The sequence below is a fragment of the Actinopolyspora lacussalsi subsp. righensis genome (genome assembly GCF_900116555.1).
GTDB classification, from domain to species: Bacteria; Actinomycetota; Actinomycetes; order Mycobacteriales; family Pseudonocardiaceae; genus Actinopolyspora; species Actinopolyspora lacussalsi.
Genome location: NZ_FPAT01000014.1, coordinates 33,139 through 56,523, shown reverse-complemented (window position 1 = coordinate 56,523; position 23,385 = coordinate 33,139). Strand labels below are relative to the sequence as shown.

Here is a 23,385-nt window from a genome sequence, read left to right as displayed (position 1 = left end):
CCCGCCGCGACACCGCCGCGTCACCCGGCGGCAGCGCTCTCGTTGTCCCCACACCGCCGCCCACACACCAGGAGCCGACCATGACCACCGGGATCCGCCCCCGTGGGTGGCGCCCACCCCGAGCCCGCCGCACCCAACCACGACGACTCGCCGTCCCGCACCTGCTGCCGGTCAACGGACTCGGCCCCGAAGACGTCGTGCTCGACGAACACGACCGGATCATCACCGGCGTCGACGACGGCCGCCTGCTCGCCCTCGACCAGGACGGGCGGCAGCTGCGGGTGCTGGCCGACACCGGCGGCCGTCCGCTGGGCATCGAAACGCTGCCCGACGGGGCACTGCTGGTCTGCGACGCCGAACGCGGGCTGCTGCGAATCGACCCGCGGCACGGCCACGTCCACACCCTGCTCGCCGGCGGCGGTCCGGGACGGCCGGCACTGTGCAACAACGCCGCCGTGGCCACCGACGGCACCGTGTACTTCAGCGACTCCTCCCGCCGATTCCCACTGTCCCGGTGGCGGCACGACCTCATGGAACACTCCGGCACCGGCCGGTTGTGGCGCCTACCGCCGGACGGGCCCGCCGAGGTGCTGCTCGACGGGCTGCAGTTCGCCAACGGGGTGGCACTGACCCCCGACGAGACGAGCGTGGTGGTGGCCGAAACCGGCGCCTACCGGCTGCGCCGCGTGATGCTGACCGGGCCTCGCGCGGGCAGCAGCGACACGATGCTGTCGGCGATGGCCGGTTTCCCCGACAACATCTCCACCGGCACCGACGGGCTGATCTGGGTGACCCAGGCCGCGGCACGCAGCCGCCTGCTCGACACCGCCCACACCCACGCCCCGGCGCTGCTGCGCCTGGCCGCCGCACTACCGCAACCGCTGCAACCACAGCCCGCCGAAACGCTGTGGCTGCTGGCCGTCGACACCCACGGGCGAGTGGTGCACGAACTCGCCGCGCCGGTGGGCGACTTCGGGATGGTCACCGGAGTGCGCCAGTACCAGGGCACGCTCTACCTCGGCAGCCTGACCAGCCGCGCCGTAGCCACCCTGCCGCTGGAGCCCGCGACCCCACACTGACGCACCCACCGGCGGTGAACATCCCCGACCGCGCCGCGTGCTGCCCGGCTGATCGTTTCAACACCAACCACGGCGGGTAACCCGAACACGGCCCACCCGGGCCGAGCCCCAACCAGGGCACCGGCACCCGGTGAGCACACGATCACGAAAGGGGAGTCCCGCCGTGCCCGCACGTACCCTGGCGCACAAACTCATCGCCGAACACCTCGTCGACGGCCACATGACTCCCGGCCACGAGGTGGCGCTGTCGGTCGACCAGACCCTGACCCAGGACGCCACCGGCACACTGGTCATGCAGGAACTCGAGTCACTGGGGCTGCGCCGCGCCCGCACCGAGGTCAGCGTGCAGTACGTCGACCACAACCTGCTGCAGGCCGACGAGAAAAACGCCGAGGACCACGAATTCCTGCGCACCGCCGCACAGCGCTACGGGCTGTGGTACTCCAAACCCGGCAACGGCGTGTCCCACCCCACCCACATGCAGCGGTTCGGCATCCCGGGCAAATCCATGGTCGGCTCCGACTCGCACACCTGCGCCGCCGGATCACTGGGTATGCTCGCCATCGGGGTGGGCGGACTCGAGGTCGCCCTGGCCATCGCCGGCGAACCCCTGCGCCTGCGCATGCCCGAAATCTGGGGAGTGCGCCTGACCGGACAACTGCCCCCCTGGGTCTCGGCCAAGGACGTCATCCTGGAAATGCTGCGCAGACACACCGTCACAGGTGGAGTCGACCGCATCATCGAATACCACGGCCCCGGCATGGCCGAGCTGTCGGCCATGGACCGCCACGTCATCGCCAACATGGGCGCCGAACTCGGCGCCACCACCACCGTGTTCCCCGCCGACGAGGCCGTGCGGCGGTTCCTACGCGCCGAAGGACGCGAACACGACTTCACCGAGCTGGCCGCCGACCCCGACGCCACCTACGACCTCACCGACGAAATCGACCTGACCGGCCTGCAGCCGCTGATCGCCCAACCCTCCGCACCCGACAACGTCGTCCCGGTCAGCGACGTCGCCGGCCGCGAGGTGAGCCAAACCGTGATCGGCTCCTCGGCCAACCCGGGGCTGCGCGACTTCGCCGTCCCCGCCCGCATGCTGCGCGGCCGCTCCACCAGCGACGCGGTCAGCGTCGACATCAACCCCACCTCCCGCGAGATCCTGCAGGACCTGGCACGCTCCGGCGCCGTCGCCGACCTGATCGGCGCTGGAGCACGCATCCACCAGTCCGGCTGCATGGGCTGCATCGGCATGGGCCAAGCCCCGGCGGTGGGACAGAACTCGCTACGAACGTTTCCCCGCAACTTCCCCGGCCGCTCCGGCACCCCCGAGGACTCGGTGTGGCTGTGCTCACCGGAAACCGCCGCCGCCGCCGCGCTGACCGGCAGCATCACCGACCCCCGGGAACTGGCCGAGCGGCTCGGCCTCACCGACGACACCGTCGAAGAACCCGAACACAGCTCCGTCAACACCGCCATGCTGCTGGCACCGCCCGAGGAAACCGAGGCGCTGCGCATCCAGCCCGTCAAAGGCCCCAACATCTCCGCACTGCCGGACCTGGCACCACCACCGCAACACCTCGAAACGGCCGTGCTACTCAAAACCGGCGACAACGTCTCCACCGACGAGATCTCACCCGCCGGTGCGCAAGCACTACCGCTGCGCTCCAACGTCCCGGCACTGGCCGAATACACCTTCACCCGACTCGACCCCGACTACCCCCAGCGGGCCCGCCAACACCACCACCCGCACGCGGTGATCGGCGGTGACAACTACGGACAGGGCTCCTCCCGGGAACACGCCGCCATCACACCCCGCCACCTGGGACTACGGCTGGTGGTGGCCAAATCCTTCGCCCGGATCCACTGGCAGAACCTGATCAACTTCGGCATCCTGCCACTGGAATTCACCGACCCGGCCGACTACGACGACATCGACCACGGTGATGTGCTCCACCTCGACGAGCTGCACCGGCAACTGCCCGAGCACCACACCCTGACGCTGCACAACACCACCCGCGGCACCGACTACCGAGTCGGCCACCGGCTGTCCCCCCGACAGGTCAACGCCGTGCTGGCCGGGGGAATCATCCCCATGCTCGCCGAAACCACCCCGCACAGCGGCCCCTGACCCCCGCATGTATCCGCCGACCCGACTCCCCAGCGGTTGTAGTACCACCAACGGGGCCACTACGGTGGGAACCACATCTGGCGAAAAGTAGTCAAAACGCGACACGGCGTAACCGAGCAACGCGCCGTGCCCGCCACCTCCTCGCCACCCGGCGGACGCCGCAGGAGGAAACGTGATCGTTTCTCGACCCACACCACAGTCGGTCCACAGCGACCAGCCCGACACCACCCCGGCGAACCCGCCCCAGCCGACCGTACCCACCAGACGAGCGGGCGAAGAGGAACTCGCACAGGGACAACACCGACTCGACCCGGCACTGCGCATGTCGGTGCAACGCCCCGCCCCCGGTGTGGTGGTGGTGAGCATGAACGGAGACATCGACCTCGCCGCGGCACCCCGAGTCACCGAACTCATCCGGCAACGCCTCACCGCAGCCGCCCTGCGAACACTGATCGTGGACCTGAGCATGGTCTCGTTCATCGACACCACCGGAGCCGAACTGCTCCTCAAAGCCCAACGCCGCGCCGACCAACGCGGCATCGACATGCACGTGGTCCCCGGCCAGGGCTGCGTGCCCCGCCTGCTCGACCTCACCGGCATCAACGCCAGCCTGACCTGCCACGACAGCGTCAGCACCGCGCTGGCACACGCCCACCACCAGTAGCGAACCGCAACCGCTCACCACCCCGGCGCCCCTGCGAAGGAACGAACACTCACCGAGCTACATGCGCCGGAGACTCCTCGAGAAACTCTCACAGAACAGTGATCCAGACATCGGGCTGTTGCAGCTGCAGCTCGTGACCGGCCCCCGCCATACGCGAAACGCCGAAGCAAACGCACCGATCCAGTCTGAAAAGTGAAATTCTCACACCAGGTGCGATAATCAGTCGGTGAATAGCACCGAACGCCCCACGCCACCCCTCGACGCCGACGAACGCGCCGTACTCGAAGGCTGGCTCGACTTCCACCGCGCCACCCTCGCCCGAAAATGCGAAGGACTGGACGACACCCAGGCGGCCACCGCCACCGTCCCGCCGTCCGAACTCACCCTGACCGGCCTCGTCCAACACATGACCGAGGTGGAACGCACCTGGTTCCGCCGAATCCTGGCCGCCGAGGAACTGGCCACCACCCGCACCGAGCAGGCCCGAACCGACGGAACCGACGGCGGATTCGAACTGGCCGAGCACACCACCCTGCACGACGCCCTGAACACCTGGCACACCGAGATCGAGCACGCCCGCCGCAGCAGCCGCGAGCACTCGTTGACCGACACCGGCGACCTCGGCGGCCAGCACGTCAACCTGCGCTGGATCTACGTGCACATGATCGAGGAATACGCCCGCCACAACGGCCACGCCGACCTGCTGCGGGAACGCCTCGACGGCACCACCGGCATCTAGCCACACCCACCACGAAGCAACCGGCGACGCCGAACCGATGCCCGGGTGGACCATACCGGGTCCCACCCGGGCACATCAGCACCGAAACCGACCGGGACGACGTTCACAGGGCCCGCTCAGCCCGGATGAGCCCCCACCGCGTCCCGCAGCTGATCGGCCATCGACGCACCCGCCTGCCGCGCACAATGCGCGCAGCAGAAGAACTGCCCCGAATCCTCCACACCGTGCCCGAGCACGCGGCACCCACAGTGCTCGCAGGACGGAGCCAACCGGTGCGCCGCGCACTCGAACGAATCGAACACGTGCACCTGATCACCCGCCGTACGCACCTCGAACGTCATCCAGTAGTCATTGCCACAAACCTCACACGTCGCCATGACGCCCCCCTCGGAACCAACGACCGTAACAACCACAGCATGCGACCCCCACCCTGATCACGACAACCACACACGCCGATACCCAGCGCATTCGTTTCCCACTCGGCCGCACCACGCCCGAGACAACCCCAGCCCATGATCGACAATGATGCCCGTGGCCGCACCACGAACGGGACGGCCGAAGCCAGGACCAGGCGAGGAGGGCGATCGTGGACCGGTTCCGGGAATTCCTGCGCACACAGATCCTGCACGACCTGGAACGCCTCACCGACGCCCGACGAGACGGCGAATCCGGAGCCGCCACCTGCTCCACCGCCCGCATCACCCGAGGATTCCGCGAATGCGAACTCAAAGCCCGCGTCCTCGACCAGCACCGGTACTGCGGCACCGGCCACGGCCCCTGCGACGCCCTCAACACCTCGTTCCCCCACGAGGACGAGCGCGGATGCCTCACCCGAGCCCTGCTCGGACTGCCCTACAACGACCGCCCCGGCTACCACCACCGGTGGCGCCCCTGAACACCACTAGGAACCACAGTCCGCGACAACACCCCGGCCGAAGCCGCCCACAACGGTTACCCTCACCCGATGAGCGCTCACCGCGCCGACGACCCCGTGCCACTGCGCTCCGCACGAGGACGGTGGATCATCCTCGCCACCATGCTCGGCTCCGGAGTCGCCTTCCTCGACGGATCGGTGGTCAACGTCGCGCTGCCCGCCATCGGCCGCGACCTCGGCGGCACCTTCGCCCTGCTGCAGTGGGTGCTCGACGCCTACCTGCTGACACTGAGCTCCCTGTTGCTGCTGGGAGGAGCGCTCGGGGACCGGTACGGCCGCCGCCGCGTCTTCAGCGCCGGACTGGTGCTGTTCACCCTGGCCTCACTGGGCTGCGGACTCGCCAGCGGGGGAGCGGAACTGGTCACGGCCCGGCTGGTGCAGGGCATCGGTGGTGCACTGCTGGTTCCGGGCAGCCTCGCCCTGATCAACGCCTCCATCAGCCAGGACGACCGCGGTAAAGCCGTCGGTACCTGGGCGGGGCTGACCGGCATCGCCGCCGCGATCGGACCCTTCGTGGGCGGCTGGCTGGTCGACACCGCCTCCTGGCGCTGGGTGTTCCTCATCAACCTTCCCATCGCCGCGATCGCTCTGCTGGTCACCCGCCGCCACGTTCCCGAGACCCGCGACCCCACCATCTCGGGACCGCCCGACATCACCGGCGCGGCTGCGGTCACGCTCGGATTGACCGGTGCCGTGTACGCGCTGATCGAAACCCCCGCGCACGGTTGGAACACGATCACCGTGCTCGCGGCCATCGTCGGGACGGTGGGGCTGCTCGCCTTCCCGTTCGTCGAGGCGAAGCAGTCCGCACCGTTGCTGCAGCTGTCGCTGTTCCGCTCGCGCCAGTTCGTCGGGGCCAACCTCACCACGTTCACCGTCTACGGCGCCCTGAGCTCGGCGTTGTTCCTGCTGTCGTTACAGCTGCAGCAGACACTCGGCTACTCGGCGATGGCCGCGGGACTCGCCACGTTGCCGATCACCGTGGTCATGCTGCTGCTGTCCAGCAGGATGGGAGCACTGGCGCAGCGGATCGGTCCGCGGTGGCCGATGACCATCGGCCCCCTGGTGTGTGCCTGCGGGCTCGTGCTGATGACACGTGTGATGCCCGGAACGGACTATGCGACGACCGTGCTTCCCGCCGTGCTGATCTTCGGTCTCGGACTGTCGGTCACCGTGGCACCGCTGACGTCGGCCGTGCTCGCCTCGGTCGGACGCGAACACGGCGGTGTCGCCTCCGGCGTCAACAACGCCATATCGCGGATGGCCGGGCTGCTGGCGGTGGCGGTACTGCCGCCGCTGGCGGGGCTGTCCGGGATCGCCGCGGGACAACCGCTGGGGCAGGGGTACGCGACAGCCATGCTCATCTCCGCCGGACTGTGTGTGGCAGGGGCCGTGACAGCGGTGGCCGGGGTCGAGAACGCCGCCCGGGTGCGTTCACTGCCGCTGCCGGCGGTGAACCACGCCTGCCAGGATCCGTGCACCCGGAACCCTCGGTGAACATGTCACCAGTCGGCCTCGGCGTGAGAAGTCGACACCCCAAATGATGGATAATATTTGTTATCCACGTTTCATGAGAGCGGGCGGAACGAACACCGGACCCGAAGTGGGGGTGTGTCGACGTGTCCCGGTCGGCATCGGTACAAGCGCCGGTGACACGCTCCGGTTTTCTTCCCGCACGAGACGGCGTCATCACGGTGACGAATTCGCACGTTCCCACGGACATCCCGAGATCGTTGTCCCGGTCCGCCAGACGGCGGAAGCACCGGCGGAGTCACCCCGCGGAATGTCCGCCAGCGGGGCGAGCACTCAGCACCTGCGGGCGCCGCCAGCAGTCTCCGGTGGAAGGTGAAAGAACGCCGAGCGGTCACCGCGACCGCCGAATCCGCCGATTACAGCTTTAGCCGATAATACACATTATGTTAAGTAATGGATTTCGCGGCGACGACCCGCCCTCCTCCCGAGCTGTGCCACTGTCCGGTGCGGACGTGGGAAGTCCGGGAGAAGTGTCGGCGTCCGAGGTGTCCGACTCGTGGTCGTGCTCCTCGATACCTGCGGAAGAACGCCAAGTGTGAGGACTACTTCGAGCGCGAGTCGAGGCCGAACACGTCGAGAACCTCTCGATTCGTCACGAGAACGGTTGTCAGATTGTGGTGACCGTCCGTCGCGGGACAGTGCGGGTAGGTCGGACACGGGGTATGGGCCCGTTGACCGGCGCTGCGAGGTACCACTTCCCCATCGTGCTGGGCGGTGACGATTCGTGCGGTTCAGCCGTGTGCCGCTCGGGTGCGTACGGCGGTGACGAGTTGGGCGTTGTCGTCGGCGATGGTGCCGTCGGGAAGCAGCAGGGTGTCTTCCAGACCGATTCGGGTGTGCAGACCCTGTTGCTCTGCGAGGCGCAGTACCGGCCAGGCACCGGCTGCTCTGCCGTGCAGCAGGATGGGTGTGCTGCTGGGGCGGACTCGTGCCAGCAGGGTTTCGGCGGTGGCTGTCGCGCCCGTCGTGGTGGGGTCGACGACCTCGGCGAGGATGCGGAGTGCCTGCTCGCGGTGGGGCCATCCGGCGAAGTGCTCACCGGCCTCGGTTCCGGAGTGGATGCCGGCTTCGATGCCGATCCCGCGCTTCAGCAGTGCCTGGGCGATTCGTTCGGCGTCGGGTTCGTGCCAGTCGACCGAGGCGTGGTCCGGGAGGACGGTCCAGCTCGCGATGGCGTCGAGTCGGGAGGATGTGTCGGGGGTGGTCCAGGCGGTGGTGGGGATTCCCACTGTGATGCCCGGGGCGGCGGCGCGGATCGCGTTGACGGCGGCGGCCACCGTGGTGGCGTCGAGGCTGTCGGCACCGTCGGGGGTTTTGGGGTGTACGTGGATGTCCTCGGCACCCGCGGCGATGCTTTGAGCTGCGGCCGCGGCGAGGTCCGGTGGTTGTACGGGTAGGTGGTGGTGTTCCCGAATGCCCCGGGGGCCGTTGAGGCAGACCTGCAGCATGACTTCATTCTGCTGGATCGTGGTGTGTGGCGAAACACGACGTGTGTCGTGCGGTGGTGGTGACCGGGTGTGTCGATTGTGTCGTTGGATCGTTGTGCGGGGGTTTCGGCTGAATCGGTTTCGTTTCGGTATGGCCGGTGCTCGGGGTGTGATCCGTGGCGGGGGCGCCCGGATCGTGGTGTTCGGGTGGATAGCATCGCTTCGGCAATACCCGGCGACCAGGAGAGAACTCCATGACTCGTTCCCCCGTTACCGTCACTGTCACCGGCGCTGCTGGTCAGATCGGTTACGCGTTGCTGTTTCGGATCGCGTCCGGCCAGCTCATCGGTCCGGATACCCCGATCAATCTCAGGTTGTTGGAGATTCCGCAGGCGGTCAAGGCCGCTGAGGGAACGGCGATGGAGCTGACCGACTGCGCGTTCCCGTTGCTGCGCAGCATCGAGGTCACCGATGACACGCGGCGTGCCTTCGAGGGCACCAACATTGCCTTGTTGGTGGGTGCTCGTCCCCGTACGCAGGGGATGGAGCGCGGTGATCTGCTCGAGGCCAATGGTGGCATCTTCAAACCGCAGGGTGAGGCCATCAATGCCAACGCGGCGGATGATGTGCGGGTCCTGGTCGTGGGCAATCCGGCGAACACGAACGCGTTGATCGCCCAGGCCCACGCTCCGGATGTTCCCGCGGAGCGTTTCACGGCGATGACCAGGCTGGATCACAACCGTGCGTTGGCGCAGTTGGCGATCAAGCTGGGTGTGGGTGTCGACGAGATCCGCAGGTTGGCGATCTGGGGTAACCATTCGGCGACGCAGTACCCGGATCTGTTCCACGCCGAGGTGGGCGGCAAGATCGCCGCTGAGCAGGTCGAGCGGCAGTGGATGAGTGATGAGTTCATCCCGACCGTGGCCAAGCGTGGTGCGGCCATCATCGAGGCTCGTGGGGCTTCGTCGGCGGCGTCGGCGGCCAACGCGGCCATCGATCACGTGCACACCTGGGTCAACGGTACGGCCGAGGGTGACTGGACGTCGGCGGGTGTGGTTTCCGACGGTTCCTATGGTGTGCCGGAGGGGTTGATTTCGTCCTTCCCGGTGACCGCTCGGGACGGGCGTTACGAGATCGTTCGGGGACTCGACATCGACGAGTTCTCCCGTCCGCGTATCGACGCTTCGGTGCAGGAGTTGGTCGACGAGCGTGAGACCGTGCGCGGGTTGGGCCTGGTCTGATCCGTTCGTGCGGTGTGCGGGGCCGGTGGTTGCGGATGTTTCCACCGGCCCCGCGTGTTTGTCGGGGCCCCGGAAGATGTCGGCCTTGTCGAGAGGAGTTACGTCGGGTTCGTGCGGGGTGCTGTGTGGCCCGGGCGTGACCGGGGTGGCTGGTTTGGCAAGATCGACGGGTGCGCTTCTACGCTGACTTGCATATCCACTCCAAGTATTCCCGCGCGTGCAGCAAGGACTGCGACATCGAGCACCTGGCCTGGTGGGCGCGTCGCAAGGGAGTCACGGTGGTGGGTACCGGGGACTTCACACATCCGGCTTGGCGTGCGCACCTGCGTGAGGTTCTGGAGCCCGCCGAGCCGGGACTGTTGCGGCTGCGTCCGGAGTACGAGCGTGCGGTGCTGCGCACGTTGCCCACCGAGTGTCACACTCCGGTGCGGTTCATGCTCTCGGTGGAGATCGCCACGATCTACAAGTACGGGGACTATACCCGCAAGATCCACCATTTGTGCTATGTCCCGGATTTCGACGCGGCCGAGGAATTCAGCCGCAGACTCGGAAACATCGGCAATCTGGGTTCGGACGGGCGTCCTATTCTGGGGTTGGACGCGCGGGATCTGCTGGAGATCACGTTGGAGTCCGGGGCGGGTTCGTATTTGGTGCCCGCTCATATCTGGACTCCGTGGTTCGCCGTTCTGGGCTCCAAGGCCGGGTTCGATTCGATCGGTGAGTGTTACCGGGATCTGGCGGGCCACGTTTTCGCGCTGGAGACGGGGTTGTCCAGTGACCCGGAGATGAACTGGCGACTGTCGGCGTTGGACGGGTACACCCTGGTGAGTCATTCCGACGCGCATTCACCGCCGATGTTGGCTCGGGAAGCCACTGTGTTCGACACCGAGCTTGACTATTTCGCGATGCGTCGTGCGTTGGAGACCGGTGTGGGTTTCGAGGGGACGGTGGAGTTCTTCCCCGAGGAGGGCAAGTATCACCTCGACGGGCACCGCAAGTGCGGGGTGCGATTCGATCCGGCCGAGACGCGGCGTCACGGGCGCAGGTGTCCGGACTGTGGCAAACCGTTGACGGTGGGGGTGCTCAACCGGGTGGATGCGCTGGCGGATCGTCCGGAGGGTGTGCGCCCGTCCGGCGCGGCGGGATACCGCAATCTGATACCGCTTCCGGAGATCGTCGGTGAGATCCGGGGTGTCGGGCCCAAGAGCAAGAAGGTCTTCGGTGAGATCAGCGAGCTCACGGCGCGGCACGGTTCCGAACTGGCCATTCTGGAGGATGTCCCGGTCGAGCGGTTGCGGCGGGACAGCGGTGCGTTGGCCGAGGCGATCGAGCGGCTGCGTACGGGCGTGGTGCACCGGGAAGCCGGTTTTGACGGTGAGTACGGCACGATTCGCGTGTTCGAGCCGGAAGAGCTCCCGCGGGTGCGCGGTGGCGGTGCCGCCTCGTTATTCGCCGACGACGAGTTGACGACCCCTACCCTGCCGGACGCGGCGGGCGGCTCGGGGAAGGTCGGCGGCGGGGTCGTCACCACTTCCCCACCGTTCGTTGACGAGGTCACCGCACCGCTCGAGGAGCAGGAGCGGGAATCCTCCGGCGCCCCGGATATCCTGGATATCCCGGATGATGCAGGGGTCGACGTGGCCCCGGCCGCTGGGATGCTGGCCGAACTCGATGCCGAGCAGCGGGCCGCGGCCGAGGTGGAGTCCGGGCCGTTGATGATCGTTGCCGGGCCGGGTACGGGCAAGACCCGCACGATCACGCACCGGATCGCTCACCTGGTCGTGGAACGGAATGTACCCGCCTCGAGCTGCTTGGCCATCACGTTCACCCGACGGGCCGCGGCGGAGATGAGTCGACGGATCACCGCGTTGGTGGGAGAACAGGGCCGGGAGGTCACTGTGGCGACGTTTCACTCGTTGGGGTTGAGCATTGTGCGGGACAACCACGCCGCGCTGGGGTTGCCCGAGGACGTCGCCCTGGTCGACGCCGACCGGCGACACCGGATTCTGGTGTCGTTGACCGGTGACGAGCGCAGGGCGCGGCAGTGTGTCTCGGGGCTGTCCCGTGCTCGTCGGGGTGGTGAGGTTTCCGGTGAGGTCGCGGAGTTGCTGCCCGGCTACACCGCGGCGCTGCGGCGGGAGGGGTTGGTGGATTTCGACGATCTGCTGGTGCTGCCGGTCGAGTTGTTGGGGGCCGATCCCGAGTTGGCCGAGTGGTATCGGCGGCGGTATCGCTGGATCAGCGTCGACGAGTACCAGGATGTCGACGAGGTGCAGTACCGACTGTTGCGGTTGCTGGCGCCCGCCGCGGCCAATCTGACCGTTATCGGGGATCCGGATCAGGCGATTTACGGTTTCCGTGGCGCCGATGTGGGGTTTTTCCTGCGGTTCGAGCAGGACTATCCGGATGCTCCGGTGCGGGCGTTGACGCGGAACTATCGCAGTGGGCGGCGCATCGTCGAGGGGGCGGTGCGGGCGATTCGTCCGGAGAGTCTGGTTCCGGAGCGAACGTTGCGGCCGGTGGGTGCCGACAGTGACCACCCGATCGTGCTGCATCGGTCGTCCGACGAGCGGGCCGAGGCCAGGTTCGTGGCCCGCACCGTCGACGGGCTGCTCGGCGGTGCCACCTTCCATTCGTTGGACAGCGGCAGCGCCGACGGTTACGAGACCTCGTCGTTGGGGTTCGGCGACATCGCGGTGGTCTACCGCACCGATGCGCAGTCGCGGGTGTTGGCCGAGGAGTTGACCCGGTACGGATTTCCGGTGCAGAAACGTAGTCACGACCCGCTGTCGGCACGCGCCGGGGTGGAGCCGTTGCTGCGGGAGCTCGGTTATGCCGGTCGTCGCTCCGGCACGGTGCTGCGGCAGCTGGAGCAGGCTGTCGCCACTGTGGCCGGGACGCTGGGCGAGCAGGTTGAACAGCTGCACGCGGCCGTGGAGTTGTTGACCCCGCTGGCTTCGCGTTTCGGTGAGGACGTGGTCGGGTTTTGCCGGGAGGTCATGCTGGGCGCGGAGGTCGACGCGTTGGATCCGCGTGCGGACGCGGTGTCGCTCTTGACGCTGCACGCCGCGAAGGGGCTGGAGTACCCGGTTGTGTTCGTGACCGGTTGTGAGGACGGGTTGTTGCCGCTGCGCTGGCCGGGCGAGCAGCGCGACGACACCGCCGAGGAGCGGCGGTTGTTCTTCGTGGGGATGACGCGGGCCCAGCGGCGGTTGTACCTGACCCGTGCGGCGCGTCGTGGCCAGGCGTCCACCGCGGGGCAGCGCACGCCCAGTCCGTTCCTGGCCGAACTGGGTGACACGGCGGTGCGCGATGGTGACGAGGGGGGCAAACGCTCCGCCGCTCGGCAGCTGAGTCTGCTCTGAACCGTGTCGTTGCCCTTGTGGGCGGCGTGGTGGTCGTGTTTCGGATACGATCGATCACACACGGCTGAAGGGTGCGATGTTGGCGGAGTCGATCGCGCTTACCGGCGCCACCGGTGAACTCGGCAGTGGGATCTGTCGATTGCTCGAGCGGCGTGGGGTGCCGCAGCGGCTCGTGGCTCGCAGCCCCGAACGTCTTCCCCGGGTGGAGAACTGTTCGGTGGTGCGGGCGTCCTATACGGACCAGGCGGCGTTGCTGCGGGCGTTTCGTGGTGTGGACACGGTGCTGTTCGTTTCCGCTCACGAGGATCCGGCCCGGTTGTGGCTGCATCGCACGGTGATCGATGCGGCGGCCGAGGCTGGGGTGCGTCGTGTCGTCTACACCTCGTTCATGGGGGCTGCTCCGCACGCTACGTTTCCGTTCGCTCGGGAGCACTCGGCCACTGAACAGGCCATCGCCGCCGGCGGGATGCGGTTGACCGCGCTGCGCAATTCGATGTATGCCGACCTGGTGCCGCGTTTCGTCGGTGACGACGGGGTGATCCGGGGGCCGGCTGGAAGTGGTCGGGCCGCCTGGGTGGCCAGGTGGGACGTGGCGCGGTTGGCGACGGAGGTGTTGCTCGACGACGACCACGCCGACCGGGTTTACGATGTGTCCGGGCCGGAGCCGCTGGATCTGCACGAAACCGCTCGGCTGCTCGGTGAGGTCACCGGTCGTGACATCACCTATCACGCGGAGGAGGAGCAGGAGGCGCGCCGGTCGCGGGCCGGTGCCCAGCAGTGGCAGGTCGACGCCTGGGTGGGGTCGTATTTGGCCATCGCCTCGGGGGAAACCTCGGTGACCAGCCACACGGTCGAGCACGTCACCGGGCGTCGGCCGTGGAGTTTCGCCGAGTATCTGCGGGCCGAGCCGGACAGTTGGCGGCACCTGGCCGCGTGAACGTCCGATGCGCCACGACGTCGGTTCGTCGTGGTGGACGGCCACGGTGTTGCCGCACGGTGTGTCCGGGCGGGAGGATCTGGTGCGTGCGGTTTCGGTGGCAGAGAGGTTCTACTCGGGGTTCGGGCGGGCGGCGTGTTTTCAGCTCACACCGGGTGCCTGTCCGGTCGAGCTCGATGCGCTGTTGGCCGAACGTGGTTACTACCGGCACACTCCGATGTCGTTGTGGGCGGCGTCGGTGGACGACGTCCGCGCTGGGGCGCGATCGAGCGGTGCGGGGACCCGGTTGACGGAGTCACCCACTGGGGCGTGGTTCGACGTGTGGCGTGCGGTGCACGGTGATGGCGGTGATTGCAGGCCGGAGTGGGAGATGCTCGCCCGGGTGGGGCAGCCGAGTACCTATGCCGGCGTGTTCGACGGTGGTGAACTGGTGGCGGTGGGACGTGCGGTCGTCGACTTCGGGTGGGCCGGTGTGTTCGGGATGGCTACCCTGCCGCGAGCACGTGGGCGGGGTGCGGCTCGTGAGGTGTTGCGGTCGTTGGCCGATTGGGCGTCGGACCTGGGAACTGGGGGGATGTATCTGCAGGTCGACGGTGGCAACTCGCCGGCGCTGCGGTTGTACGAGAGCATGGGGTTTACCGAGGTGTGCCGGTACCACTACCGCAGTGAAGTGCTGTCGTGACGAGACCGCGGGAAAGCGCCCGCAGCGGACACGTCGCACAGGACGGGAGTGCCATGGCGAGGCTGATCTGTTCCGCGCTGGCCTCGCTCGACGGCTACATCGCCGACGAGCACGGCCGTTTCGACTGGGCAGTGCCCGATGAGGAGGTCCTGTCGTTCATCAACGAGCTGGAGCGGCCGGTCGGTACGCATCTGTACGGGCGTAGGCTCTACGAGTTGATGACCGGTTGGGAGACCGATCCCACGCTGGCCGAACGCTCCCCCGCCATGGGTGAGTTCGCGCGACTGTGGCGGGCGGCCGACAAGATCGTCTATTCCGGCACGCTGGACAGGGTGGTCACCACCCGCACCCGGATCGAACGAACCTTCGACGTCGAGGCGGTGCGGCGTCTGAAGAACTCGGCCGAGCACGATCTCGCCGTGGGCGGCCCGGAGTTGGCGGCTCACGCGTTCGAGGCGGGGCTGATCGATGAGTGCGGGCTGTTTTTCGCTCCGGTGTTGGTGGGTGGTGGTAAGTCGTTCTTTCCGCGCGGGGTGCCTGCCGAGCTTGAGCTGCTCGACCAGCGTCGTTTCGGTAATGGCATGGTCCATGTGCGCTACCGGCTTCGGTAGCCGGTCTTGTCAGCCTCCGCGTGGTCGGTCGGGTGCGGCGTTCCACGGGTCCTCCGGCCACGGGTGCTTGAGGTACTGGCCCCGCAGTTCGGCGCGGACCTGGTGGTAGCCGTTGTTCCAGAACGAGGTCAGGTCGCCGGTGACGGCTGCGGGCCGTCCGGCGGGGTCGAGCAGCCGCATCAGCACCGTGACGCGGCCGTCGGCGATGGTGGGCACGCTGGTCCAGCCGAAGACTTCCTGGAGCCGTACCGGCAGGACGGGTTGTTCGTCGTTGTAGTCGAGGTGGATCCGCGCACCGGACGGCACCTGCATCCGTGGCGGGGCCAGTTCGTCGAGCCGCCCGGCTTCGGGCCACGGCAGCAGGCGGTGCAGCGCTTGTTCGATGTCGATGCGTTCCAGGTCGGCACGGCAGCGTGCGGCCGAGAGTTCGGGTTCCAGCCAGGTGTCGAGCTCGGCCAGCAGGTCGGTCTCGTCGGTGCCGGGCCAGGGTTCGCCGAACGTGCGGTGCAGGAAGGCCAGTCGTTGCCGGAGCTGGTGTGCTTCGGTGTCCCAGGTCAGCAGCCGTAGTCCCTCGTCGTGCAGCCCGTCGAGCAGCGCCGCTCGCACCTGTTCCGGTGGGGGTTGTCGCAGTGGTGTGTCCGACAGCACGATCGATCCCAGGCGGCGCAGGGTGCGGGCGCGTATGTCGCCCTGGTTCCAGTCGATCTCGTCGGTGTGTTCCACGAGCCCGGGGGCGGCTTGTTCGGCGAGTCGTTGGTCGGCGCGTGCGGCCAGCCGCACGAAGCCGTGTGCGCGGCTGGGGTCGCGTTCGGCCACGGCCACGGCCAGCCACTCCGAGCCGGCCAGTCCTTCGGAGGTGGGCATGCCGGAGGGGTCTTCGCGCACTTCGGAGCGGGGCAGTTCCACGGCGGTGCCGCCTGCCATGAGATACACCCGGGAGCGGGGCGCGCGGCGTCTGGCCAGTCGTTCGGGATGTGCCAGGGCCACCACCAGGGCCTCGTCGTCGGCCTCGGGTGGGTTCGGTGTGGCGGGCACCATTTTTTCCAGTCGTCGTGCCTCACGTCGCCAGCGGCGGGTCCCGGTGGTGTTGTCGCGGAGTTTGCGCAGGCTGGTGCTCAGTTCGGTCTCGGTCGAGAGGGTGTCGTCGTCGAGTAGCGCGACGACTTCGGCGGCGGTGCGTCGTCCGGCGCGGGCGCTGCCGTCCAGTAGTGCGCGGGACAGGCGGGGGTGCAGGCCGAGTTCGGCCATGCGGTGTCCGCGTTCGGTGATCTTTCCGTGGTTGTCGAGGGCTCCCAGCGCCGAGAGCACTTGGTGTCCCGCTGTCAGCGGCCCCTGCGGTGGGGTGTCCCACCAGCGCAGCGCCTGCCCGTCCGGGGTTCCCCAGCAGGCCAGTTCGAGTGCGAGGCGGGTGAGGTCGGTGGTGCGGATCTCGGGTTCGGGGTAGCTGGTGAGGGTGCTGTGTTCGTGTTCGGGCCAGCACCGGTATGCCTTGCCGGGGGCTTCGCGGCCGGCGCGGCCCGCGCGTTGTTCGGTGACCGCCCGGGGGGTTCGGACGGTGACCAGTCCGGACAGGCCGCGGCGGTGGTCGACGCGGGAGACGCGGGACAGGCCGGAGTCGACCACGGTGCGTACGCCGGGCACGGTGAGGCTGGATTCGGCCACGGCGGTGGCCAGGACGACGCGGCGTCGTGTTCTGGGGGTGAGTGCGTCGTCCTGCTCGTTGGTGGGCAGTCTGCCGTGCAGTGGTAGCACGTCCACGTCGGTTTCGTCGGAGAGCAGTTCGCGGGTGCGGGTGATTTCGCGGGCGCCGGGTAGGAAGGCGAGCACGTCGCCGGGTTGTTCGTGCAGCGCGGTGCGTACGGCGCGTGCCACGGTGTTTTCGGTCCGCTCGTTGCGTAGCGGGGCGATGTGGGTGGTCTCGACCGGGTGGGTTTCGCCGGTGGTGTGCAGGACCGGTGCTGGTTCGTGGTCGCCGAGCAGGTCGGCGAGTCGGTCGCTGTCGACGGTGGCCGAGGTGGCCAGCACTCGCAGGTCGGGGCGTAGGCCGTCGCGGGCGTCGAGCAGTAGTGCCAGCAGTAGATCGGCGTCGAGGTGTCGTTCGTGGCACTCGTCGAGGACGACGGCGTCGACGTCGGACAGTTCGGGGTCGGTTTGCAGCCGTCGCACGAGCAGTCCGGAGGTGACGACTTCGACGCGGGTGTGTGGTGAGCCGCGCCGTTCGCCGCGCACCGCGTAGCCGACCTGTTCGCCGACCTGTTGCCCGAGCAGGTCGGCCATGCGGGTGGCGGCGGCGCGGGTGGCCAGGCGGCGTGGTTCGGCCACCATCACCCGCAGCCCGCGTTCGGCCAGTGCCAGCGGCACCAGCGTGGTTTTGCCGGTTCCGGGTGGGGCGACCAGCACTGCGGTGCCGCTGTGGTCCAGCTCGGCGTTGATGTCGCCGAGAACGGGCCGGACCGGCAGGTCGGGAAGCTCGGGCAGCGTCAGCGTCATCGGTGAGACGGTATCGCCACTTGGAGTGGGGCTGTTCCGCGGCGCCTTGTGGCCGGTTTGCGGACTTGTCTACAGGTCGGTGGTTTTGGTTCGCCGCGGTGGCTCGCCGACCACGACTGCGGCCGGGAGGGGTACGAACCGCACCCCGGGGCGCGGGTAGTTCTGGGCGGTGGAAGCGCCTGCGATGTTGTGGTGATCTGCTCGCTCAGCGCCGAGGGACTCAGGTGCAGCAGCTCGGCGGCGCGGCCGAGGTCGAACCGGTGGGGTGTGGCCTTCGTGATCGGGTACAACGGAGCCATGCCACGAGAGGGTCGTACTGGTCTGGTCGTTCCGGTTCCCGCCGCCGATGAGGCGCTGGCCCCGCTGGTCGAGCGGTATCCGCAGGCGGTGCGTGAGGGGGTGCCCGCGCACCTGTCGGTGTTGTATCCGTTCCTCGCCGCCGAGGATCTCGATACCGGGGTGGTCACCACGTTGCGGACGTTGTTCGACCGGCAGCCTCCGCTGCGGGTGGTGCTGGAGCGGTGCCACCGGCGGGGCGGGTTCGTGTATCTGCTTCCCGACCCGATCGATCCGCTGCGGGAGTTGACCGAGGCAGTCCGGCGCCACTGGCCGGAGCTGGTTCCCTACGAGGGGCGTTACGACGTGCTGGAGCCGCACGTGACGGTGGCGATGGGGGCCGAGGAGGGGACGGCGGCGGCGATGCGGCGGGAAGTGGCGGAGTCGGTGCCGCTGACGGTGGAGCTGGACGAGGCGTGGCTGGTGGTGTCGCGGCAGCGGTGGCAGCTGCACGAGCGGTTCGCCTTTCGTGGTCAGTAGGATTGTTGCGGCCGCTCGTTGTCCGGCTCGGCCGGGGCCGGTTGCCGAGCTAGGGCTTCCGATACCCGCACGAGCCAGCTGATTTCGTCGGTGAGGTCGTCGTAGGGTTCGGCGGCGCGTGTCCGCTCGGTCTCGGGGATCGGTGTGTCACGGTGGTGGCGGGACAGCGCGGTGTGAATGTCTCGGGCCTCCACGACGGCGGCGCGGTCCTGCTCGGCGACACCGTCCCGCCGCACCGCGACCTGGTGGTCGCGGGTGTCCTCGACCGATCGGTAGGGCCGCAGCAGGAGCAGGCCGTCACGGATGGCCACCACACGTCGGTACAGCTGTTCGGAACCGCCACGTTCCGGTGTCGGGGCGGTTCGCGCGGGGTCTTCGACGGTGAAGGCGATGCTCGGCATCGCGGTGTGCAGTGTGTGCCACAGCGGGTACAGCCGCCGGTGGGAACGTCGGTGGGCCAGTGAACGGACGAGTTGTTCGCAGCGCGGCCCGAGAGTGGGCACAGCGGCCCCCAGTACGATGGCCAGCACGGACAGCGCCGGAAGACCGACCGCGAAGGTGCAGTCGACCGTGGCGAACGCCGTGGGGCAGTAGGGCTCGGCCACTGATCCGGTCAGTAGTTCCGACAGCACTGACCAGAGTTTGTGCGCGAGATATCCGGCGGCCAGTGTGCTGCCGACGCCCAGCAGCACCATCCCGGCACGTAGCCAGGTTCGGGTGTAGCGGATCGAGCTCGTGGTCAGCACGATCAGCTCGATCACGGCCGTGCCCAGGTACAGCGAGTACAGCAGTGTGTAGCCGGCCAGGGTCGGCTGGGTGGCGTAGAGCCCGGTGAACACACCGGTTCCGCCGGGCGGGTCGCTGAACGCGAACATCGCGATCATGCCCAGCAGCGTCAGCAGCAGGGTCAGCAGGCGAGTACGGACCTTGCGGGGTACCTGTTCGGCGGGGTGGCCGACGTAGAGCATCAGGTGCAGAAATCCGAACGCCGCCACGAGTGTGCACATGTTCGACAGCAGCCGTCCGAGACTGGGCAGGAGTGCGCTCTCGGCGGCCTGCACGACAGGTGCCAGCGTGATGAAGGCCGTTCCCAGTGCGCAGGCGAGCGTGATCAGCGGTATCTCCGTGGGGCGCCTGCGTCCTCGGTTCCAGAGCACGATGCGGTAACCGGCCACCGAGAACACCACGAAGCCGGTGGTCAGGAACAGCACGGACACGCCCATGTTCAACCTCCGAAGATGTAGTCGACCCGGGCGAGACGTCGTGCGGTCATCGGTGGGGCCTCGCCCGCCACGTGGGGACGTCGACGTGCCCGCTGGTGCAGCAGCGAGGCCACTGTTTCGGCCTCGTGCTCCTGCGATTCCCCCGTTGCCCGATCCAGCAGGTGCGCCAGCGCCGCCGGAGCCAGATCCGGTGCGATGCGCTGTGCCTCCTGTTCGGACAGGACACAGTGGCCACGATGACGCGAGATCATGTGCCCGACCTCGTGCAGGATGATGTGGTCCTGGTGAAAACCACTGGTGTTGGCGGCGTAGGCGATCACGTCGTGGTCGGCGTGCTGTTGCCACAACCCGGAGCTGTCCCCACGGGTCCACACGATCGGGCACAGGTCGATGTCGCGGCCGCGGTGTTGTTCGAGCCGGTCGAGGAAATCGTTGATGTCCCACGGGTGTGGCACACCGATGTGGCCGAGCAGCTCGTCGACCCGTCGGCGACAGCGAACGCGCAGGTCGGATCGGTCCACGGTGGCACTCCCCTCTCCGCTGGTTGCCGATCCGCTGTCCGGCGGGCGCAGGCACCACGGTGTCACGCCCACGACGTTGATGTCCGTACCGCTCATGATCGCATTATTGGTGATGCGGCCGCATCGGTTCACACACCCGCCGGGAGGTCGCCGAGTTGACCGCTCCCCCACGTTTGTGACGTTGCCCGACAACCCAGCTTCGCCGGCCGCGGTGCTACTCGATCCGCGGGCATCCGGTCGCGGTGCTGGGATGCCGTCCGTCGTAGACCGTCCCGATGAGGTAGGCGCAGGTCGGTGTTCCCGCCGGGCCGCGGAGCTCGCTGATGTTGTCGATGCGCAGGAGGGCGAGACTGCGGTCATCGGCGATTTGGGAACGGCCGAAGTCGATCGTGCCCGTGGCCCCCTCGAATGAGGTGTCACGAAGTTGCTGGGCCACCTCGGCGCGGTGTGGGGTGAGGCCGCTCTTCGTCGGCCCCCGGTCGTGGCGGATGGCGATGACGGCGTTGACGAACAATCCCGCGGCGTCGTACAGGCCGCCGACCCGCTCGCCGGGCCAGGGCATGTTCGGCGCTTCCGTTCGGGGCAGCTGTGCGCGTAGTGTCTCGCGCAGCTCGCGGTAACCGCTGCAGAACGCGTTGAGCTGTGTTCCTCCCGCGGGTAGTGAGTTGGCACGGCCGGCCACGCAGTCCTCACCCGCCAGGATCACGGGGCTTCCCATGCCGACGTAGGAGATCGTCACACCGTTGAACTCGGTGGTGTTGCGGCTGCGCTGGTCGGAGACGAATCGCGACACCGCGTCCGAAGCCACGATCATGGGGAGTTCGGCTGAGTCCGGGCAGTTGCGGCGGACGGTGCGCAGGAAGTCGCCGAAAGTGTTCTCCCGGCCCGCGTAGAACGCGATCTCCCGGCTGCGGTCGGTGTCCTCGGCGCACAACGGTGCCAACTCGCTGACCGAACGCTGCCACGTGCGCTCTTCCAACGCGATGTCGGTACTGTCGAACTTCTCGGTCAGCGCCGAGACGAGCGTCGCCGCATAGATGTTCCGTCCGCTCGTGGACGGGTGGTACAGGGTGACCTTCGGCGAGTTGAGGTGTGCCGCGTAGTTGACGATCAGCTCGGCCTGTTTCTCGTTTCCCGGCACGAGCTGGAAGTAGAGCGGAGTGAGCTCGGCCAGCTCGGTGCTGGTCAGTGTGGAGCCGAGGACGGGGATGCCGTGCTCGCCGAGGATGCGGATGGCCTGTTCGGTCTCGGTCACGCTGCGGTCCATTCCCACAACGCCGAGGATGGTGGGATCGGACTCGATGAGCGGCACGAGAAGCTCCCGTGTCACCTCGGGCGCACCCCGCATTCCCGTCCCACCGTTGGCGATGATGATCCGAAGCAGCGGCTCCGTCGCGGACCGTTTGTTCTGTTCTCGCTGGCGCAGCAGCAGTCCTTCCAGTTCTTCCGCCACGGCGTGATCGGTGCGGGGACCGAACCGGCTGTTGGTCAACCCCGCGAAATAGATCAGTGTGACGTAAGGCCGATCAGGGTTACCGGCATGCAGCCGTTTCGCCCGTTCGTTCTGCGCGTGTACGGCGGACTGCGCGTAACGCAGCCGCTCGTTGGCACCGAACACCTGTGCGGTGCTGTCGCTGTAGCCGAGACACTGCTCGCCGGCGGCACCCAGCCGACTCACGCGGGTGGCGACCGTTCCTGCTGACCATCGCTCGAACGCGGCGCAGCTCGATGTCCAGGATTGGCTGACTGTGATGGCGGGCTGGATCAGCCCCGCGGCCAGCAGGACCAGCACGAGCGCCTCGCACACGTACCGTCGTGCCAGCAGCGGAGCACGTCGGGGATGCCAGCTCGCCGCCTCCTGCCAGGCTTGTCGGTCCTCGCCGGTGGTTTCGGCCTCGGGTGTGGCGGGTGGAAGTTCGATGTGCAGGTAGCGCGCGTCGGGAGCGAGTTTCTGCCGCCGGGTGGGCAGCCGTCGTTGCCATTCGGAGAGGGCTTCGTTCGCGTGTACGGCGGCGGTCAGCGAGGGGGCGGGGTCCTGCGGGGCCTGGGGAGGGTCGTCGGTGGCCGCGACGACGAGGAGCGGATCGAGTTTGCCGGTCTCGTTGCGTACCTCGTTGATCAGTCGCAACAGTTCCCAGCCACCGTTGGTGTCTCGGACGTTGTCCAGCAGAACCGTGGCGTAGGTGGTACGGCGCCAGCCGGCCCTGTGTGGCAGGATTCGCAATCGTCTGCGCCGGTAGGCGATGCGGAGGTCCTCCAGGAAAGCGTGCAGCAGCAGTTTCTTGATCTGTTCCTGGCTTTCGGAGGCGCGCCGGTCGAGCGTCAGGCGCTCGGCGAAGCCCTGGAGGCCGATGGAGTGCCGCGGCACCATGAACGGCTGACGCATGATCCAGCGTGCTTCGCGGCCGAGGCCCGGGACTCTGCCCGCCAGCCACCGCATCCCGAGGAGTTGGCCGATCCAGAGGAATACGCTCAGCACGAAGCGGGTCAGAGCGTGCGGAACTTCGGAGATGAGCGTGCGCAACCCTCCGGTTCCCGGGCGGCCGCCGGTCCACTCCCGCAGCAGGTGGAGTACGGGTTTGTCGCGTTTGCCCTGTTCCGGCGGCAGGTGTTGCCGTGTCAGCCACTCGATGAGCTTGTAGTTGTCGAACTCGCCGATGCCGCCGGAGGTGAACTCGTCCTTACCGAGTTCCTGCTGGATCGCGTGCAGGAGGGGGAGCAGACGTTGGGTTGGATCGTCGGTGGTGGTGTCGACGACCTCGTCCGCGTCGATGAGGGCGTGGGGAACCTGCGGCAGTGCGGTATCCAGGGACTCCTTCAGCGTCGGCAGGAAATCCGTGACCGAGTGGTCCCGGTGCAGGCAGACGAGCGGAAGAGGCTGGTCACCACGCCGATCGTGTGGTGACGGCGCGGTGAACAACCGTGGCCGGTGGTATAGGTTCCGGATCAGTGTCAGAAGCGCGTGCAACCCCGTGAAATGCGGGAGGGATCG

General features: G+C 67.9%; 18 protein-coding genes. 12 read left to right on the top strand and 6 right to left on the bottom strand.

Features of this window, described 5'->3' with window-relative positions:
• Positions 1-80: 80 nt before the first annotated feature.
• From BM394_RS20220 to BM394_RS20205, 4 genes are all read left to right on the top strand, one after another.
• Positions 81-1,079 (top strand): SMP-30/gluconolactonase/LRE family protein, encoded by a 999-nt coding sequence (locus BM394_RS20220; protein ID WP_092980986.1) that lies wholly within the window; start codon positions 81-83, stop codon positions 1,077-1,079.
• A 163-nt stretch (positions 1,080-1,242) separates the two neighbouring features.
• Positions 1,243-3,210 carry an aconitate hydratase gene (locus BM394_RS20215; RefSeq protein WP_092980984.1) on the top strand — a complete coding sequence of 656 codons (1,968 nt, stop codon included), beginning with the start codon at positions 1,243-1,245 and terminating at the stop codon, positions 3,208-3,210.
• Between the two features lie 172 nt (positions 3,211-3,382).
• Entirely contained in the window at positions 3,383-3,874 is a 492-nt protein-coding gene (locus BM394_RS20210; protein WP_245780331.1) for an STAS domain-containing protein, read from the top strand.
• A gap of 226 nt (positions 3,875-4,100) precedes the next feature.
• Positions 4,101-4,613 (top strand): DinB family protein, encoded by a 513-nt coding sequence (locus BM394_RS20205; RefSeq protein WP_092980982.1) that lies wholly within the window; start codon positions 4,101-4,103, stop codon positions 4,611-4,613.
• 116 nt (positions 4,614-4,729) lie between these two features.
• On the opposite strand, the gene BM394_RS20200 is transcribed toward BM394_RS20205, so the two are convergent.
• Positions 4,730-4,990, bottom strand: a complete 261-nt coding sequence (locus BM394_RS20200) for a Prokaryotic metallothionein (protein ID WP_092980980.1) — start codon at positions 4,988-4,990, stop codon at positions 4,730-4,732.
• Positions 4,991-5,199: 209 nt separating this feature from the next.
• On the opposite strand from BM394_RS20200, the gene BM394_RS20195 reads away from it, so the two are divergent.
• Both BM394_RS20195 and BM394_RS20190 read left to right on the top strand, forming a co-directional pair.
• Positions 5,200-5,508, top strand: a complete 309-nt coding sequence (locus tag BM394_RS20195) for a DUF6221 family protein (RefSeq protein WP_092980977.1) — start codon at positions 5,200-5,202, stop codon at positions 5,506-5,508.
• A gap of 69 nt (positions 5,509-5,577) precedes the next feature.
• Entirely contained in the window at positions 5,578-7,044 is a 1,467-nt protein-coding gene (locus BM394_RS20190; RefSeq protein WP_092980974.1) for an MFS transporter, read from the top strand.
• A 767-nt stretch (positions 7,045-7,811) separates the two neighbouring features.
• Here the strand turns inward: BM394_RS20190 and BM394_RS20185 are convergent.
• On the bottom strand, positions 7,812-8,528 hold the full coding sequence (locus BM394_RS20185) for a 3-keto-5-aminohexanoate cleavage protein (RefSeq protein ID WP_092980972.1): 717 nt from the start codon (positions 8,526-8,528) through the stop codon (positions 7,812-7,814).
• 233 nt (positions 8,529-8,761) lie between these two features.
• Between BM394_RS20185 and BM394_RS20180 the strand changes: the two genes are divergently transcribed.
• The 5 genes from BM394_RS20180 to BM394_RS20160 all read left to right on the top strand — a co-directional run bounded on the left by BM394_RS20180 (position 8,762) and on the right by BM394_RS20160 (position 15,343).
• Complete coding sequence (locus BM394_RS20180; protein ID WP_092980969.1) at positions 8,762-9,748, top strand: malate dehydrogenase; 987 nt, start codon at positions 8,762-8,764, stop codon at positions 9,746-9,748.
• Between the two features lie 170 nt (positions 9,749-9,918).
• Complete coding sequence (locus tag BM394_RS20175; RefSeq protein WP_092980967.1) at positions 9,919-13,113, top strand: UvrD-helicase domain-containing protein; 3,195 nt, start codon at positions 9,919-9,921, stop codon at positions 13,111-13,113.
• Positions 13,114-13,189: 76 nt separating this feature from the next.
• Entirely contained in the window at positions 13,190-14,050 is an 861-nt protein-coding gene (locus tag BM394_RS20170; protein ID WP_092980963.1) for an SDR family oxidoreductase, read from the top strand.
• Positions 14,051-14,057: 7 nt separating this feature from the next.
• Positions 14,058-14,732, top strand: coding sequence for a GNAT family N-acetyltransferase (locus BM394_RS20165; RefSeq protein ID WP_092980958.1), 675 nt, complete (start codon positions 14,058-14,060; stop codon positions 14,730-14,732).
• Positions 14,733-14,785: 53 nt separating this feature from the next.
• Positions 14,786-15,343 (top strand): dihydrofolate reductase family protein, encoded by a 558-nt coding sequence (locus tag BM394_RS20160; RefSeq protein WP_092980954.1) that lies wholly within the window; start codon positions 14,786-14,788, stop codon positions 15,341-15,343.
• Between the two features lie 9 nt (positions 15,344-15,352).
• Here the strand turns inward: BM394_RS20160 and hrpB are convergent, their stop codons facing one another.
• Entirely contained in the window at positions 15,353-17,833 is a 2,481-nt protein-coding gene (gene hrpB / locus BM394_RS20155; RefSeq protein ID WP_092980950.1) for an ATP-dependent helicase HrpB, read from the bottom strand.
• A gap of 297 nt (positions 17,834-18,130) precedes the next feature.
• Here hrpB and BM394_RS20150 point away from each other — a divergent pair, with 297 nt between their 5' ends.
• Positions 18,131-18,649: a 2'-5' RNA ligase family protein gene (locus BM394_RS20150; RefSeq protein WP_139235280.1), complete on the top strand. Its 519-nt coding sequence runs from the start codon at positions 18,131-18,133 to the stop codon at positions 18,647-18,649.
• Here the strand turns inward: BM394_RS20150 and BM394_RS20145 are convergent.
• The 3 genes from BM394_RS20145 to BM394_RS20135 all read right to left on the bottom strand — a co-directional run bounded on the left by BM394_RS20145 (position 18,643) and on the right by BM394_RS20135 (position 23,313).
• Positions 18,643-19,872 (bottom strand): MAB_1171c family putative transporter, encoded by a 1,230-nt coding sequence (locus BM394_RS20145; RefSeq protein ID WP_092980944.1) that lies wholly within the window; start codon positions 19,870-19,872, stop codon positions 18,643-18,645. The genes BM394_RS20150 and BM394_RS20145 overlap by 7 nt on opposite strands.
• 2 nt (positions 19,873-19,874) lie before the next feature.
• Positions 19,875-20,489 carry a hypothetical protein gene (locus tag BM394_RS20140; RefSeq protein ID WP_092980941.1) on the bottom strand — a complete coding sequence of 205 codons (615 nt, stop codon included), beginning with the start codon at positions 20,487-20,489 and terminating at the stop codon, positions 19,875-19,877.
• 118 nt (positions 20,490-20,607) lie between these two features.
• Positions 20,608-23,313, bottom strand: a complete 2,706-nt coding sequence (locus tag BM394_RS20135; RefSeq protein WP_245780328.1) for an ABC transporter substrate-binding protein — start codon at positions 23,311-23,313, stop codon at positions 20,608-20,610.
• Positions 23,314-23,385: the final 72 nt, after the last annotated feature.